The sequence below is a fragment of the Nocardia sp. GP40 genome (assembly GCF_050434125.1).
GTDB classification, from domain to species: Bacteria; Actinomycetota; Actinomycetes; order Mycobacteriales; family Mycobacteriaceae; genus Nocardia; species Nocardia albiluteola.
Window position 1 is genome coordinate 434289 of the sequence record NZ_JBNPVW010000007.1, and the last position, 15263, is coordinate 449551.

The 15263-nt window shown below is 69.7% G+C and carries 13 protein-coding genes; 10 read left to right on the forward strand and 3 right to left on the reverse strand.

What is annotated here, in order from left to right:
* Positions 1 to 514: 514 nt before the first annotated feature.
* The 6 genes from ABH933_RS23850 to ABH933_RS23875 all read left to right on the forward strand — a co-directional run bounded on the left by ABH933_RS23850 (position 515) and on the right by ABH933_RS23875 (position 5008).
* Complete coding sequence (locus tag ABH933_RS23850) at positions 515 to 1792, forward strand: serine hydrolase domain-containing protein (RefSeq protein WP_429419577.1); 1278 nt, start codon at positions 515 to 517, stop codon at positions 1790 to 1792.
* Between the two features lie 28 nt (positions 1793 to 1820).
* Complete coding sequence (gene cynR, locus ABH933_RS23855; protein WP_429419575.1) at positions 1821 to 2705, forward strand: transcriptional regulator CynR; 885 nt, start codon at positions 1821 to 1823, stop codon at positions 2703 to 2705.
* A gap of 116 nt (positions 2706 to 2821) precedes the next feature.
* Positions 2822 to 3397 carry a carbonic anhydrase gene (locus tag ABH933_RS23860; RefSeq protein ID WP_429419573.1) on the forward strand — a complete coding sequence of 192 codons (576 nt, stop codon included), beginning with the start codon at positions 2822 to 2824 and terminating at the stop codon, positions 3395 to 3397.
* A gap of 64 nt (positions 3398 to 3461) precedes the next feature.
* Positions 3462 to 3932, forward strand: a complete 471-nt coding sequence (gene cynS / locus ABH933_RS23865) for a cyanase (protein WP_429419571.1) — start codon at positions 3462 to 3464, stop codon at positions 3930 to 3932.
* 27 nt (positions 3933 to 3959) lie between these two features.
* Positions 3960 to 4460, forward strand: coding sequence for a nucleoside deaminase (locus ABH933_RS23870; protein WP_429419569.1), 501 nt, complete (start codon positions 3960 to 3962; stop codon positions 4458 to 4460).
* A 17-nt stretch (positions 4461 to 4477) separates the two neighbouring features.
* Entirely contained in the window at positions 4478 to 5008 is a 531-nt protein-coding gene (locus ABH933_RS23875) for a DUF4822 domain-containing protein (protein WP_429419568.1), read from the forward strand.
* Positions 5009 to 5051: 43 nt separating this feature from the next.
* Here ABH933_RS23875 and ABH933_RS23880 read toward each other — a convergent pair whose 3' ends face one another.
* Positions 5052 to 5717, reverse strand: coding sequence for a hypothetical protein (locus ABH933_RS23880; RefSeq protein WP_429419566.1), 666 nt, complete (start codon positions 5715 to 5717; stop codon positions 5052 to 5054).
* A 57-nt stretch (positions 5718 to 5774) separates the two neighbouring features.
* Between ABH933_RS23880 and ABH933_RS23885 the strand changes: the two genes are divergently transcribed.
* A complete protein-coding gene (locus ABH933_RS23885; RefSeq protein ID WP_429419564.1) occupies positions 5775 to 6683 on the forward strand; it encodes an NAD-dependent epimerase/dehydratase family protein in 909 nt (302 codons plus the stop codon).
* Here the strand turns inward: ABH933_RS23885 and hutC are convergent.
* Together hutC and ABH933_RS23895 are read right to left on the reverse strand one after the other, a co-directional pair.
* On the reverse strand, positions 6673 to 7428 hold the full coding sequence (hutC, locus tag ABH933_RS23890; RefSeq protein WP_429419561.1) for a histidine utilization repressor: 756 nt from the start codon (positions 7426 to 7428) through the stop codon (positions 6673 to 6675). The genes ABH933_RS23885 and hutC overlap by 11 nt on opposite strands.
* Positions 7429 to 7499: 71 nt before the next feature.
* Positions 7500 to 10970 carry an NAD-glutamate dehydrogenase domain-containing protein gene (locus ABH933_RS23895; protein WP_429419559.1) on the reverse strand — a complete coding sequence of 1157 codons (3471 nt, stop codon included), beginning with the start codon at positions 10968 to 10970 and terminating at the stop codon, positions 7500 to 7502.
* Positions 10971 to 11230: 260 nt separating this feature from the next.
* On the opposite strand from ABH933_RS23895, the gene hutU reads away from it, so the two are divergent.
* The 3 genes from hutU to hutG are packed head-to-tail and all read left to right on the forward strand — an operon-like array spanning position 11231 to position 15125.
* A complete protein-coding gene (hutU, locus tag ABH933_RS23900; protein ID WP_429419557.1) occupies positions 11231 to 12904 on the forward strand; it encodes a urocanate hydratase in 1674 nt (557 codons plus the stop codon).
* A gap of 1 nt (position 12905) precedes the next feature.
* Positions 12906 to 14117, forward strand: coding sequence for an imidazolonepropionase (gene hutI, locus ABH933_RS23905; protein ID WP_429419555.1), 1212 nt, complete (start codon positions 12906 to 12908; stop codon positions 14115 to 14117).
* Between the two features lie 42 nt (positions 14118 to 14159).
* Complete coding sequence (gene hutG, locus ABH933_RS23910; protein WP_429419553.1) at positions 14160 to 15125, forward strand: formimidoylglutamase; 966 nt, start codon at positions 14160 to 14162, stop codon at positions 15123 to 15125.
* Positions 15126 to 15263: the final 138 nt, after the last annotated feature.

Consider the following 15263-nt stretch of genomic DNA (forward strand, 5'->3'; position numbering starts at 1 on the left):
AGGTGTTGTGTTCATGGGAGTCGCCTTTCGCGATGTGCGTTTCGGGCGCTCCCAGTGCGACTACCTCAGTCGTGTGACCGTGACGGGAGGGGAGCCCCCAATACGAATGCTGCGTACATGGGTCTCACCTCCTACTGCCGGATCACGATCGCGAAGATCATCGCACACCCGCAACGCAGTGCGCAACCAGCGTCCGGCCGGTTGCATCGCCCCTACCGGATGTCAGGTAGCAGCACCGCTCCAACCCGGACATCTCGCGTTCGCCGCATGTGCAATGCAGCGGTTTCGCGCCCCCAGTTGACATTTGAAAGGTCGGCGTCAATTAAATTGACACCCTTGAGATCTGACGCAGCAAATGTCGCCGCCGCGGTGGAGCGGCCCGACGTGCCAAATCGGCGTGCCACCAACGTTTGCCGATGATTCGGGACCTTTGACCGTCGCGTAACCGGGTCGGTGCGGCGGTATTCTGGCAAACGCCCAGATAGCGATGTGTCAGTACATCCGGATGGTTGCCATGAAATACAGGCGGAAAATCGGGGCGGCCGTGCTGGCCGTGGGGCTGGGGTTCGCGGCGGGGTGCGGTTCGTCGCACGGATCGGGCGGGCCGAACGAACCCGCGTACGCCGCGACGTTGCGCCCGATCATCACAAAGTTGATGAAGGACAACGTCATTCCCGGCGCGGTCGTCGAGGTCCAATCGCCGAAGCAGGGGAATTGGACCGCGACATTCGGCACCGGGACGATCGGCGAGAACGCCGCGCTCTCGGTAGACGACCATTTCCGGATCGGCAGCAATACCAAGACGATGACGGTCACGGTCATCATGCAACTCGCGCAGGAGGGCAAGCTCTCCCTCGACGATCCGATCGCCAAGTACGAGCCGGGCGTGCCGAACGGTGACCGGATCACCCTCGCGCAACTGGCGGAGATGCGCAGCGGGCTCTACAGCTACTCGTTCGATCCGCAGTTCAGCGCCGCTATCGACAACGATCCGCAGAAGGTCTGGACGCCCCAGCAGCTGCTGGCCATCACGTTCGCGCACCCCGTGAATTTCCAGCCCGGTGCGAAATTCGAATACTGCAATACCAACACCATATTGCTCGGTCTGGTCATCGAGAAGGTCACGAATATGCCGGTGGCCGAGAACTTCCAGCGGCGCATCTTCACTCCGCTCGGGCTGTCGCACACCTCCTTCCCCGCGGCATCGGACTCCTCGATGCCGAATCCGCATCCGCAGGGCTATGCCTTCGGCACCATGACCTCCACGACCGATACCTTCGCGCTGCCGCCCGATCAGGAGGCGCAAGCCCTCGCCGGAGCCTTGAAACCGGAGAATCATACGACCTCGAGCCCGTCCTGGACCTGGACCGCCGGCGCGGCGATCTCGACGGTCGGCGACATGACGACCTATGTGAAGGCACTCGTTTCCGGCAATCTGCTCGACCCGAAATGGCAGCGGATCCGAATGAACAGCATCATGCCGACCGATCCGGCAAACCCCGAGCTGAGGGGGTACGGCCTCGGCATTGTGCGCTTCGGCGCGCACATGTTCGGCCACGACGGTCTGCTCCCGGGATTCATGACGTTCATGGGCCACGACCCGGACTCGGGCCTCACGATCACGGTCGGCACGAATCTGGCGACGGTCCCCTCGGGCGAGAGGTCGGTGCTGGTCCTTGTGAAGGGAATGCTGCCGGTCTTCTACGGCCCCGACGCCGTCACAGGCGCCGACCCGGCCGCGAACAGCACGCCCGCACCCACCGGCCCGCCGACGGCAACGACACCGAGGTGACGCGGGCGCTCGAGCATATGGTTGTCCGATGGAACTGCGCCACATCCGATATCTGCTCGCCGTGGCCGACCACCGCAACTTCACCCGGGCGGCCGAATCGCTGCATATTTCGCAGCCGACGCTCTCGCAACAGATCAAACAGCTCGAGCGCGCGCTCGGGGTGGCGCTGCTGGACCGGTCGGGCCGCATGGTCCGGCTGACCGACGCGGGCGAGGTGTACGCGCAGCACGCGCGCCTGGCGCTGCGGGATCTGGACGCCGGTGAGCGCGCGGTGCACGATGTGCAGGACCTGACCCGCGGGCACCTGCGGGTGGCCATGACCCCGACGTTCACCGCCTATTTCATCGGGCCGCTGGTGCACCGGTTCCGCTCCGAGTATCCGGGCATCACGGTCACCGTCCGGGAGACGACCCAGGATCGGATCGAGGCGGAGCTCAGCGCCAACCGCCTCGACCTGGGCATCGCGTTCACCGGCACGCACGCCGCGGGCATCGAGGCCACCGCGCTGTTCGTCGAAACGCTCAGCCTGGTCGTCGGCCCGGACCATCCGCTCGCCGCGACCGCCGGTCCGCTGCCGGCCGACCGCCTCGCCCGCGAGCCGCTGGGCCTGCTCAGCGCCGACTTCGCGACGCGGACGCACATCGACCGCTATTTCGCCGAGTGTGGGGTCGACCCGCAGATCGCGGTCGAGGCGAACTCGATCGCCGCGCTGCTCGAGTTCGTCCGGCGCGGTTCCCTGGCCACCGTGCTGCCCGACGCGATCACGCACGTCCACGCCGACCTGCGTCCGGTGCCGGTGACCCCGCGCCTGCCCAGCCGGACCGTGAGCCTGTTGCGGCGGAGTTCGGCGTACCACTCGGCCGCGGCCCGCGCGTTCGCGGCGATCGTCTACGAAAGCGCGCCCGACGCCTGAGTATTGATGTCATCTATCGCTACGATGGAATACAAGTATTGGACGCTATAGCACCAGGTGGGCCACTCTAGATGGGTCAGGGCCGTCAGGCCGGCACACACCGACGGGAGCGTTCCATGCTCGACCTCGCCACCGGAGTCACCACCTTCCGCGACACCGTGTTCCCCGCCAAGGCGGGACTGTTCACTCGCCTGGCTAGCACCCATGCCCCGCACACGCTGTTCGTCGGCTGCTCCGACGCGCGGGTGGTGCCCGAGCTGATCACCAGTAGCGAACCGGGCGAGCTGTTCGTCATCCGCACCGCGGGCAACCTCGTTCCCGCCTATCGCGCCGACTGCGACGGCGTCACCGCCAGTGTCGAATACGCGGTCGAGGTGCTGGGGGTGCGCCGCATCGTCGTGTGCGGGCATTCGAGCTGCGGTGCGATGACCGCGCTCGCCGAACGCCAGGACCTGACCGCGACGCCGACGGTGGCGGGATGGCTGCGCCACGCCGATGCCGCGGTGGTCCGCTCCACCGGCCCCGACGCCGTGGCCGCGATGGTACGGGCGAATGTCCGTGCGCAGCTTGCCAATCTGACCACACACCCCGCCGTCGCCCGCGCCCTGGCCGACGATCGCGTCGCCCTCGAGGGCTGGGTGTTCGACATCGGCTCCGGCTCGATCGCGTCCGTCGATTCCTCCGGCGACTGAAATCCCCTCTCCCCCATCGGATGCCGCCGAACGGTACGGCGGTGCAACGAAAGGAATGCACACCATGGTGCACGCACAGTTCGATCCCGCGGCGCGGCAGGCCCTGGCCGTGACCGCCGTCGAGGCCAAGATCGCCAAGGACCTGACCTGGGAGCAGATCGCCGACGCCGCAGGCTATTCGACGGCGTTCGTCACCGCCGCGGTGCTCGGCCAGCATCCGCTGCCGGAATCGGCGGCCGTGGCCGTGGCCGAGCTGCTCGGTCTCGGCGACGACGCCGCGAGCCTGTTGCAGACCATCCCGACCCGCGGCTCGATTCCCGGCGGAATCCCCACCGACCCAACCATTTACCGCTTCTACGAGATGCTGCAGGTCTACGGCACCACGCTCAAGGCCCTGGTGCACGAGCAGTTCGGCGACGGCATCATCAGCGCCATCAATTTCAAGCTCGACGTGCGCAAGGTGGCCGACCCCGAGGGCGGTGAGCGCGCCGTGATCACCCTGGACGGCAAGTACCTGCCCACCAAGCCCTTCTGACCGAACCATCGAATCATAAGGATCACAATGGATTTCGCACCGCACACCATCGATATCGCGTGCCGGAACGTCGAGGAGGGCGGGCGACCTTTCGCCACCGTCATCGTCAAGGACGGCGAGATTCTCGCCGAGAGCCCGAACCGGGTCGCCCAGACCAGCGATCCGACCGCGCACGCGGAGATCCTCGCCATCCGCGAGGCCTGCACCAAGCTGGGGACCGAGCATCTGACCGGCGCCACCATCTACATCCTGGCCCTGCCCTGCCCGATGTGCCTGGGCGCGCTCTACTACTGCTCGCCCGACGAGGTCGTATTCCTGACCACCCGTGACGCGTACGAGCCGCACTACGTCGACGACCGGAAGTACTTCGAGTTCGACACCTTCTACGGCGAGTTCGCCAAGCCGTGGGACGAGCGCCGCCTGCCCATGCGCCACGAGTCCCGCGACGATGCGGTCGAGGTCTACCGCCGCTGGCAGGAGCGCAACAACGGCGAACGGCGCGTGGCCGGCGTCCCCGCCGCGTCCTGATCGAAAGGAAGAATCCCATGAAGAAACTCGTCTCCGCGCTCGTCGCCCTCGCCGCGCTCGTCGCCCTCGCCGCGGTCGGCGCACTCGCCGCCTGCAGCAGCAACAGCACCTCCACCGCCGCCCCGAGTTCCGCTGCCGCCGCGACGTCGGTTGCGGTAGCGCCGGGTTCGCCGTCGGCGGCGCTGGCCTCCACCCCGTGGGAGACCACCTCTGCGCAGGACGCGCACGGCGGGTCCGTCGCACTGACCGACAGCAACGTCAAGAACTACGTCGGCTTCGCCTACTTCGAGCCCAACGGAACCTTCACGATGTTCAATCTCGACAACTCGCCCAAGATGCACGGCGACTGGACGGTCTCCCCCGACGGCAAGACTCGCACGATCGTCGCGAAAAATGCTGCGGGACAGGAACAATCCCGCCGCGTGGTCGACATCGTCACGCTCACCGACAAGCAGTTCACCTACCGCGTGTACCCCAACGCCGGCGACAAGTCCGTCTACTTCGACATCATCCACACCCCGACGAACCACCCGGAGCCGGGCGCGTAGATCTGCACCGGACGTGGACACCCGAGTGCCGAGAACGGCGCGCTCAGGTGTCCAGGAATGCGGGGACGACGATGTCCTCGCTGGTGAGCAGGTGCCCGGACAGGCCCTGTTCGTAGTGGTAGCGCAGGAACGTGTCGAGCGCCGCGCGATTCGCCCGCAGCCCGTAGGGCCACCAGTCGTGGCCGAGCAGCGCCTCGTTCTCGTCGAAGTGACTGCTGGACCACGGGGTGAGCAGGCTCATGTGCTGCTTGCCGGCGTCGTGGCGATACGCCTCCTGGACGAGTTCCTTGGCCTCGACGAACGCGCGGTACACCGATCTCAGCATCTCGGTGTGCTCCACCAGTTCCCGGCGGACCGCGACAATGTGCATCGGCGGGAAGATCCCCGTGCGCCGGTAGTAGTCGCGCTCGACGCGCTCGTAGTCCGGGAAGAGCCGGGCGATCGTCGTCGAGCCGTCGCGCAGGGCCCGGGGGACGTCGACCGAGACGAGCGCGTCGATCTCGCCGGACTCCAGCATCGCACGGCGGGCACGGTTGCCCCCGCTGTCGAGCCGGAGCACGGCGCGCGGGTGGTGATGGGCCTGCTGCATGGATTCCTGCTGCAGCGGGTTGCTTTCGATCTGACGGACACCGCGGCGTTCGCCCGCGATGTCCAGGCACTGTTCGCGGGCACGGACCCGGGTCGGCCCTAGGCCCGGTGTCTCGGCCACCGGCACAGGATGCGCAAATATGGTTGGGGCCGACCGGCATTCGCCTACCATCGGCGCATGCATGGCTCCAAGATCTTGATCACCGGTCCGACCGGGCAGGTCGCTGCTCCCATAGCCCGCGCGCTCGCGGCCGACAACGAAGTCTGGGGCATCGCCCGATTCAGCAACCCCGCGGCCCGTACGGCACTCGAGGGTGCCGGTGTGCGATGCGAGACCGTCGACCTCGCCGCCGGAGACTTCACCGCACTTCCGTCCGATTTCGACTACGTACTGAACCTGGCCGTGGCCAAGAGCGGGAACTGGGACAAGGATCTGGGCGCGAACGCGGAGTCCGTCGGCCTGCTGATGGCCCACTGCCGCACCGCGAAGGCGTTTCTGCACTGTTCGTCGGCGGCCGTGTACGACCCGCCGGGCGACGAACCCCGCACCGAGCACGCCGCCCTCGGCGACAACCACAAGCCCCTGTTCCCGACCTATTCCATCTCCAAGATCGCCGGCGAGGTCGTCGCCCGCACGATGGCGCGCACCCTGGGCCTGCCCACCATCATCGCCCGGCTCAATGTCCCGTACGGCAACAACGGCGGGTGGCCGTTTTACCACATGGAGATGATCCTGGCCGGCATCCCGATCCCGGTCCCGGCCGGCGGACCGGCCCGCTACAACCCGATCCACGAGGACGACATCGTCGCCTCGATCCCGAGGCTGCTGGCCGCGGCCTCGACACCGGCGACGACGGTCAACTGGTGCGGTGGGGAGATCGTCAGCCTGCAGGAGTGGTGCGGCTACCTCGGCTCGCTGATCGGCAAGGAACCGGTCTTCGAGGACAGCGCCGAGGCCCTGCGCGGCAATCCGACCGACTCGACGCGGATGCGCGAACTCATCGGCGGCACCACGGTCGACTGGCGCGAGGGGCTGCGGCGGATGGTGGCCACGTTCCATCCGGAGCTGGTCGCACTCAGCGAGTGAACGCGCCCTCGAGGCGGCTGCGCGAGCCCGGATGGATGAGCCGCGCGGTGCTCACCAGTCCGCGTTCGGACCATGTCCGGCGCCGGATGAGCAGGCACGGTTCGCCGCGGTCGATGCGCAGCAGGCGGCACTCCTGCGCGCCGGCCAGCACCGCCTCGACCACGTGCTCGCCCCGGGTGAGGGGTGCGACGCGGCTCAGGTAGTCGTTCGGGGTGAGCTTCGTGAAGTCCTGCGCGAGGTAGTCGGGCGCCTCGGCGGGGTTCACGAAGCGGTCCTCCACCTGGATAGGCGTGTCGTCCTCGAAGTGCACCAGCACCGAGTGGAACACGGTGGCGCCGAAGGTCTCGGGCAGGAACGCGTGCTCCTCGTCCGCCTGCTCCTCGCGCACGGTGATCACCTCGGTGCGATGCCGGTGCCCGCGCTGCTGGATCTCATCGGCGATGTTCTTCACCTCGAACAGCGGCGAGGCCGCCTTCGTCCGGGCGACGAAGGTGCCCACGCCCATCATCCGCACGATCAGCCCGTCGCTGGTCAGCTCGCGCAGTGCGCGGTTGATCGTCATCCGGGACAGGCCCAGCGCGTTGACGAACTGGCTCTCGGACGGCAACCGGTCGCCCTCGGACCAGCGGCTCGCGCGAATCTGCTCGGCCACAAGCTGTTTCACCCGCTCGTAGGCCGGCACGGACTCGTCCCCCGTGTCGGCGAACAACACGGCGAGTTCCGCATCCATGTCCGTCACCGCCATCGGCTGCCCCTGTCCTCGAGAGTGTCCGCCGCGACGTTCGCCGAGTCGGCCCATGAAGTCTACCGATCGGTTCATCCGGCCAGCCGCCGCAGCTGGCGCGAGGCCACCGACAGGGCGGCCAGGTCGTCGCGGCCGGACTTGGAGATCTCCGCCAAGGTACCGCGCGCCCGCGCCAGCCGAGACTCGTTGCGCCGCTCCCATTCCGCGATCATCCGGTCGGTGTCCTCGCCGGCGACCGCATGCGCCAGCACGTCCAGTGTCAGCGCACGCACGCTGTCGTACAGCTCGTCACGCAGCGACAGCCGCGCCAGCGCGTCCCACCGGGTCTCCTTGCCCAGCGCCGAGACCGCGTTCAGCAGCCGGACCAGCCCGAGCCGCTCGCACAGGCGGAAGTACAGCTCACCGGCCACCGTCGTCTCGCATTCGGCCAGGTCCGCGATCTCGATGACGTCGAGCAGGGCGAATCGGTCCAGGACCAGTTCGACCTCGCGCACCAGCTCCTCCGGCGCGCCGCGCTGCGCCACCGCGCGAGTGCGCTCGCTGAGGTTGGTCCGGTCGGCGCCGACGAGCCATTCGTCCAGCCGCGCCGAGGCCCCCGCGATCCGGTCCCGGAAGCGCGCGATCTCGGCCCCGACCGCCAGCGGCTGCGGGCGCCGGTGCAGCATCCAGCGCGAGGCCCGGTCGAGCAGCCGGCGGGTCAGGATGATCAGTTCGTCGGCGACCGCGCTGGGTACCGGGGCCGCGGCGATCCGCGACCACAGCGCGGGCAGCCCGAACACCTCGGTGACGACGGCGAACGCCCGGACCGCGTCGTCCGGGGTCGCGCCCACCTCCTCCCCCAGCCGGAACACATGGCTGATGCCGCCGCCGTCGACGACGCGGTTGGTCAGGGCCGTGGCCACGATCTCGCGGCGCAGCGGGTGCCGATGGATGGCGTCGGCGTGCGCGTCGCGCAGCGCCGGGGGGAAGTAGGCGCGCAGGGTCGGCAGGAACACATCGTTGTCGACGAGGTCTCCGGCCAGCAGCACACGCTGCAGCTCCAGTTTGACGTGCGCCATGAGGGTGGCCAGCTCGGGAGCCGAGAGTCCCTCGCCCGCGCGGCGCCGGGTGGCGATCTCCTTCGCGCCGGGCAGCACCTCGAGCGCGCGATCCAGGGCGCCGGCCCCCTCGAGCGCCGCGATCTGGCGCCCGTGCGCGACGAGCATCGCGGGACCGTCGGCCAGGGCCGCGCCGACCGCGTCGGTCTGGGATCCGTTGTCCGCCAGCACGAGTGCGGCCACATCGTCGGTCATCTCGGCCAGCAGCCGGGTGCGCCCCGGGCCGTCCAGGGCGCCCGCGCCGACCAGGTCGTCGAGCAGGATCTTGATGTTGACCTCGTGGTCGGAGCAGTCCACCCCGGCCGAGTTGTCCAGGGCGTCGGTGCCGACTCGCCCACCGGCACGGGCGAATTCGATCCGCGCCTGCTGGGTCAGGCCGAGGTTGCCGCCCTCGCCGATCACTCGGGCCCGGACCTCGCCCGCGTCCACGCGCACACCGTCGTTGGCCTTGTCGCCGGCGTCGGCATGCGATTGCGCGGCGGCCTTGACGTAGGTTCCGATGCCGCCATTCCACAGCAGGTCGACCGGCGCGCGCAGGATCGCCCGGATCAGTTCCGGCGGAGTGAGTTCGGTGACGGTGCCGGGCAAGCCGAGGGCGCGGCGGACCGCATCACCGATCGGCACGCTCTTGGCGGTGCGGTCCCACACGCCGCCGCCGGCGCTGATCGCGGATCGGTCGTAGTCGGCCCACGAGGAGCGCGGGAGCGCGAACAACCGCTCGCGCTCGGCGTAGGACCGGGCGTCGGGCTCGGGATCGAGGAACACGTGCCGGTGGTCGAAGGCTGCCACCAGGCGAATGTGCTTGCTGCACAACATCCCGTTGCCGAAGACGTCGCCGCTCATGTCGCCGATCCCGGCGACGGTGATGTCCTCGCGCTGGCAGTCGACGCCGAGTTCGGCGAACCGACGCCGCACGCTGACCCACGCTCCGCGCGCGGTGATGCCGATCGCCTTGTGGTCGTAACCCACCGAGCCGCCCGAGGCGAACGCGTCGCCGAGCCAGAAATCGTATTCTGCCGCAACGCCGTTCGCGATATCGGAGAAGGTCGCCGTGCCCTTGTCCGCGGCCACTACCAGATAGGTGTCGTCGGCGTCGTAGCGGACGCCGGGCGCGGGGAGCACCGACCCGGTGCCGCGCTCGATGTTGTCCGTCAGGTCGAGCAGGCTGCGAATGAACGTGCGGTAACCCGCGACGCCCGCCTCCCACAGCGCCGCCCGATCGCGGTCGGCGTCGCCCGTCGGGGCCGGGGGCCGGCGCAGCACGAAACCGCCCTTCGCGCCGACCGGCACGATGACCGCGTTCTTGACCGCCTGGGCCTTCACCAGACCCAGCACCTCGGTGCGGAAGTCCTCGCGGCGGTCCGACCAGCGCAGCCCGCCCCGCGCCACCGCCCCGAAGCGCATGTGCACGCCCGCGACACTCGGTGAGTAGACGAAGATTTCGTGGCGCGGCCGGGGCTCGGGGAGCTCACCGATGGCGCGCGGGTCGAGCTTGATCGCCAGCGCCGCCCGCTCGGTCGCCGCGAAGTGGTTGGTGCGCAAGGTGTTCCGGACGACTCCCAGCAGCGCGCGGAAGATCCGGTCCTCGTCGAGCCCGACCACCCGCTCGATCAGCTCCGACACTCGCGCTGCGGCCGCGGCGCCCCCGTCGGACTCCGGCGCCGCGGGATCGAAACGCGCGGTGAAGCATTCGACCAGGCCCGCGGCGATCTCGGGGTAGCGGCACAGCGCATCGGCGACATACGCACTGCTGTAAGGAAATCCGGCCTGGCGCAGGTACTCGGCATAGCCGCGCAGCACGGTGACCGCCCGCCAGCGCAGTCCAGCCCGCCCGATCAACTCGTTGAGCCGGTCGGACTCGGCGGCGCCGCGCCACAGCGCCGCGACCGCCGCGCCGAAGCGGGCGGCGAACTCGTCGAAGCCGTCGACGGGCGCGATCGGATACCGGACGGTGAACGCGTAGATCCAGCACGGCATCCCCGTCGGGGACACGAGCGCGTACGGCCGCTCGTCGAGGACCTCGACGCCGAGGCTCTGCAGCAGCGGCATGAGATCCCCGAGCGAGGCCGGGCGCCCGCCGACATAGAGCGAGAGCCGGTGGGTGCCGCGCGCGGACAGGCCGGGCGCCGGCGCCTCCGCTCCGCCGCGCCGGGCCGGGGTCCCGGCGGCATCCGCGCCCGCTTCCGCCACCGGTTCCAGGCGCACATCGATGGCCTCGTCGGCGAGTCCGGAGAGGATGTCGAGATCGATCCGCGCCCGCTCCGGGCCGATATCCTGCTTGTATCCCGAGGGCAGCCCCGAGGCGAACTCGGCGAGGTGGTCACGAGTGCGGGAGTCGGCGTCGGCGAGCAACTGCTCCTCCCACCGTCGGAAGACTCCGGCGAGCGCGTCGTCGATCATGGTGGAGTTCGGCGTCGGATCGGTCTGGGTCGGGACGGTGTTCATCGCGGGCCTTCCGTCGGTCTCGAGCTGCCCTCGGCCGGTCGTCGCGTCCGGATGAGGCCGGACGATCAGCCCCGCTTCCGGGTGGTGCGGGGGGCACAGCTTGACAGCAACTTGTATATACAGGACTATACAACTCATACTTACAGAATGTGAGCCCACGCACAACAGCTGCGGGACCGGACGCGGACGGCAACCCGCTCGCGCCGCTTTCCGGATGACGCAGCAGTGCTCCCCCACCGTCCGATCACGAGGAGAACAAGATGGACATCACTTCCCCCGGCCATGAGGCCCGCCCGGTCAGCGCCCCGCGCGGCACCGAGCTGAACACCCTCGGGTGGCAGCAGGAGGGTGCGCTGCGGATGCTGATGAACAATCTCGATCCCGAGGTCGCCGAGCACCCCGACAACCTGGTCGTCTACGGCGGCACCGGCCGCGCCGCCCGCAGCTGGGCCGCGTTCGACGCCATCGTCGACACCCTCAAGACCCTCGCGAACGACGAGACCCTGCTGGTGCAGTCCGGCAAGCCGGTCGGCGTGTTCCGGACCAGCGAATGGGCGCCGCGCGTGCTGCTGGCCAACTCCAACCTCGTCGGCGACTGGGCGAACTGGGAGCAGTTCCGCAAGCTCGAGGCCGAGGGCCTGATGATGTACGGCCAGATGACGGCCGGTTCCTGGATCTACATCGGCACCCAGGGCATCCTGCAGGGCACCTACGAGACCTTCGGCGCGGTGGCCCGCAAGCGCTTCAACGGCACCCTCGCCGGCACCATCACCCTGACCGCGGGCCTGGGCGGCATGGGCGGCGCGCAGCCGCTCGCGGTCACCATGAACGACGGCGTCGCGATTTGTGTCGACTGCGACGTCACCCGCATCGACCGCCGCATCGCGCACAAGTACCTCGACGTCAAGGCCGACAACCTCGACCACGCCCTGCAGCTTGCGGTCGAGGCGCGAGATGCCAAGCGCCCGTTGTCGATCGGCGTCGAGGGCAATGCCGCGGAGATCTTCCCGGCACTGCTGGAGATGGACGCCCCGATCGACATCGTCACCGACCAGACCTCGGCGCACGACCCGCTGTCCTACCTGCCGCTGGGCATCGCGTTCGCCGACATGAAGGCGGCCGCGGACAAGGATCCGGCCCACTTCACCGAGCAGTCCCGCCTCTCGATGGCCAAGCACGTGGAGGCCATGGTCGGGTTCATGGACAAGGGCGCCGAGGTCTTCGACTACGGCAACTCCATCCGCGACGAGGCCCGCAAGGCCGGCTACACAAGGGCTTTCGAGTTCCCCGGCTTCGTCCCGGCCTACATTCGCCCGCTGTTCGAGGAGGGTTTGGGCCCGTTCCGCTGGGCCGCGCTCTCGGGTGACCCGAAGGACATCGAGGCCACCGACCGCGCCATCCTCGAGCTGTTCCCCGAGAACGAGCACCTCGCGCGCTGGATCAAGATGGCCGGGGAGAGGGTCGCCTTCGAGGGCCTGCCCGCGCGCATCTGCTGGCTCGGCTACGGCGAGCGTCACCGCGCCGGGCTGAAGTTCAACGAAATGGTCGCCAGCGGTGAGCTTTCCGCGCCCGTGGCCATCGGCCGCGACCACCTGGACTCGGGCTCGGTCGCCTCGCCGTACCGCGAGACCGAGGCGATGGCGGACGGCTCGGATGCCATCGCCGACTGGCCGCTGCTCAACGCCCTGGTCAACACCTCCTCGGGCGCGTCGTGGGTGTCGATCCACCACGGCGGCGGCGTCGGCATGGGCCGCTCCATCCACGCCGGCCAGGTGTGCATCGCCGACGGCACCGAGCTGGCCGCGCAGAAGCTCGAGCGCGTGCTGACCAACGACCCCGGCATGGGCGTCGTCCGGCACGTCGACGCCGGCTACCAGCACGCCGCCGACGTCGCGCGCGAGCGTGGCGTGCGGATCCCCATGTGGGAGAAGTGAAGTGAGCTCGCCGGCCGATGACGGCTCGGTCCTGATCGACGGCATCGGCACGCTGGTCACCAACGACCCGACCGTGGGCGAGGGCCCGCTCGGGCTGTTGCGCGATGCCGCACTCGTCCTTCGTGAGGGGAAGGTCGCGTGGGCCGGGCCGTCGTCCCGGGTGCCCGAGGGCGCCGCGCACCGGCGGGTCGACGTCGCGGGCCGGTCCGTGCTGCCCGGCTTCGTCGACAGCCACGCCCACCTGGTGTTCGGCGGCGACCGCGCCGCCGACTTCGAGGCCCGGATGACCGGCCGGCCGTATTCGGCCGGCGGCATCCGCACCACCATCGCCGCCACCCGCGGCGCGACGGACGACGACCTGGCCGCCAACATGGGCAGGCTCGTGGCCGAGGCATTGCGATCGGGCACCACCACGATCGAGTGCAAGTCCGGATACGGCCAGACCGTGGACCACGAGTCCCGCAGCCTGGCCGTCGCCGGGCGGTTCACCGCCGAGACCACGCTGCTGGCCGCACACGTGACGCCGCCCGAATTCGCCGGGCGCACCGACGATTACGTGGATCTGGTGCTCTCGCGGATGATCCCGGAGTGCGCGTCGTCGGCGAAGTGGATCGATGTGTTCTGCGAGGAGGGCGCCTTCGATCGCGACCAGTCCAAGGCCGTGCTCGAGGCGGGCATGGCGGCGGGGCTGACGCCCCGGGTGCACGGCAACCAGCTCACCTACGGGGATGGTGTGCGCCTGGCGGTCGAGCTGGGCGCGGCCTCGGTCGACCACGTCACCTACACCACCGACGCCGATATCGAGGCGCTGGCCGGTGGCATGACCGTCGCCACGGTGCTGCCGGGCGCCGACTTCAGCACGCGCAACAGGTATCCCGAGGCGCGCCGCATGATCGATGCGGGCGTGACCGTGGCGCTGGCCGCGGACTGCAACCCGGGCACCAGCTACACCACGAGCATCCCGTGGTGCATCGCGGTCGCGGTGCGGGACATGCACATGAGCCCGGACGAGGCGGTGTGGGCGGCCACGGCCGGCGGCGCGGCGGCGTTGCGGCGCAACGATATCGGCCGTCTCGCGGTCGGCTCCCGGGCCGATGCGATCGTGCTCGACGCGCCCTCGCACATCCATCTCGCCTACCGCCCCGGTGTGCCGCTGGTGAGCCAGGTGTGGCGGGACGGCCGCCCGGCCTACCGGGCCGACTGGGCGAGCTGATCGCGTCCCGGCCCTCCACCAGCTACGACAAGTGAGGAAAACATGTCGACGACCGAACTCGTGGACTCCACACCCGAATCGTGGACGGGCCGGGACGACGGGCCCGGGCCGCAGCACCTGCGCTGGCATCACGTGGTGCGGCCGCTGACCGCGGACGCCGAGCCCGGCGCCTGCGCGTTCCTCGGGTTCCGCAGCGACGAGGGCGTGCGGCGCAACAAGGGCCGCCGGGGCGCCGCGGAGGGCCCCGGTGCGCTGCGAAAGGCGTTGGCGCCCATGGCGCTCGCGGCGCCGCTCAGCGCGTACGACGCCGGGGATGTGGCCGTCGTGGACGAGGCGCTCGAGGCCGGGCAGGAGCGTCTCGGGCGCGCGGTGAGCGAGTTGCTCGACCGTGGGCACTTCCCGGTCGTGCTCGGTGGCGGGCACGAGATCGCCTTCGGAAGCTATCTCGGCCTTGCCCATTCGCGGGCCGCGCGGGACGGCGCCCGGCTGGGCGTGCTGAACCTGGACGCGCATTTCGATCTGCGGCCGGACCCGGTCCCCAGCTCGGGCACTCCGTTCCGCCAGATCGCCGAGTCCGAACGCGCCCGCGGCGCCGAATTCCGTTATGCGGTAATCGGAATCAGCCAGCCCAGCAACACCAGTGTGCTGTTCGACACCGCGGATTCGCTCGGCGTGCGCTACCTGCTCGACGACGACTGCGGGGTGACGAACGCGGCGGGGGTGGAGGCCTTCGTCGAGGGCTTCCTCGCCGAGGTCGACCTGCTCTACCTGACCATCGATCTCGACGTAATGCCCGCCGCCGTGGCACCGGGGGTCAGCGCCCCCGCCGCCTACGGCGTGCCGGTGGAGACGATCCAGCGGGTCGCCGAAAAGGTCTCGCGCAGTGGCAAACTTGCCCTCGTCGACGTCGCGGAACTGAACCCGTCCCTCGACGTCGACAACCGCACGGCCCGCACGGCGGCGCGCCTGATCCACCGGATCGTCACCGCCCGCCCCGGCGGCGAGTAGTCCGAAAACAGCAGGTCCGGGGGCCCCCCCCCCCCCCCCCGGGGGGGGGGCCGGCCCGTTTGACACTCGGTGCCCCCCCACCGCGTGCGCGGCGGCGGGGTGGGCGGGGGAGGGCGGGATGCCGGGGGGAGGCCCGGG

What these genes read in the sequence shown, in the direction of transcription:
- ABH933_RS23850 (WP_429419577.1), top strand. Translation starts at nt 515, where the DNA reads ATGAAATACAGGCGGAAAATCGGGGCGGCCGTGCTGGCCGTGGGGCTG.
- cynR (WP_429419575.1), top strand. Translation starts at nt 1,821, where the DNA reads ATGGAACTGCGCCACATCCGATATCTGCTCGCCGTGGCCGACCACCGC.
- ABH933_RS23875 (WP_429419568.1), top strand. Translation starts at nt 4,478, where the DNA reads ATGAAGAAACTCGTCTCCGCGCTCGTCGCCCTCGCCGCGCTCGTCGCC.
- ABH933_RS23860 (WP_429419573.1), top strand. Translation starts at nt 2,822, where the DNA reads ATGCTCGACCTCGCCACCGGAGTCACCACCTTCCGCGACACCGTGTTC.
- hutG (WP_429419553.1), top strand. Translation starts at nt 14,160, where the DNA reads ATGTCGACGACCGAACTCGTGGACTCCACACCCGAATCGTGGACGGGC.
- ABH933_RS23885 (WP_429419564.1), top strand. Translation starts at nt 5,775, where the DNA reads ATGCATGGCTCCAAGATCTTGATCACCGGTCCGACCGGGCAGGTCGCT.
- hutC (WP_429419561.1), bottom strand. Translation starts at nt 7,428, where the DNA reads ATGGCGGTGACGGACATGGATGCGGAACTCGCCGTGTTGTTCGCCGAC.
- hutU (WP_429419557.1), top strand. Translation starts at nt 11,231, where the DNA reads ATGGACATCACTTCCCCCGGCCATGAGGCCCGCCCGGTCAGCGCCCCG.
- ABH933_RS23895 (WP_429419559.1), bottom strand. Translation starts at nt 10,970, where the DNA reads ATGAACACCGTCCCGACCCAGACCGATCCGACGCCGAACTCCACCATG.
- cynS (WP_429419571.1), top strand. Translation starts at nt 3,462, where the DNA reads ATGGTGCACGCACAGTTCGATCCCGCGGCGCGGCAGGCCCTGGCCGTG.
- ABH933_RS23870 (WP_429419569.1), top strand. Translation starts at nt 3,960, where the DNA reads ATGGATTTCGCACCGCACACCATCGATATCGCGTGCCGGAACGTCGAG.